Below are 501 nucleotides of genomic sequence, written 5' to 3'. Positions count from 1 at the left end.
TCTGGGCAGACATCTCCAGATCATGGGAGGCATGGACAATCTGAGGCTGGCACTGGATATCTATACCCGGCTGCGCGCCCGGGCGGCAGGGGGTAAGGCCAACACCCCCTGTGATGATAAGAAGATCGAGTTAACACTGGGCAGGCATCTCCAGCTCATGGGAGGTACGGACAACTTGAGAGCGGCCCTGGCGATTTTTACCCAACTGCGCACTCGGGCGGCAGGTGGGGCCCGGCTGCGCACCCGGGCAGCCGGTGGACGAGTGAACACCCCCTGTGATGACAAGGATATCGAACTGGCTCTGGGCAGGCTACTTCAGGCAATGGGGGGCAAGGATGACCTGAGAGCTGCCCTGGAGATCTTTACCCGGCTGCGTACCCGGGCGGCCGGGGGGCAGCCGGACACCCCTTGTGATGTCAAGGAGATTGAACTGGCTCTGGGTAGGCATCTCCAGATTATAGGGGGCATGGACAATCTGAGACGGGCACTGGGCATCTATAT

The 501-nt window shown here is 60.7% G+C and carries 1 protein-coding gene; it reads left to right on the top strand.

What is annotated here, in order from left to right:
* On the top strand, positions 1 to 501 hold a 501-nt coding region (locus tag E1189_RS22435; protein WP_230459885.1), incomplete at both ends, for a hypothetical protein.

The organism is Parendozoicomonas verongulae (assembly GCF_009711465.1).
Taxonomy (GTDB): domain Bacteria; phylum Pseudomonadota; class Gammaproteobacteria; order Pseudomonadales; family Endozoicomonadaceae; genus Sansalvadorimonas; species Sansalvadorimonas verongulae.
Note: the sequence above shows the minus strand (reverse complement) of the source record. Positions and strands in the feature narration are given on the sequence as shown.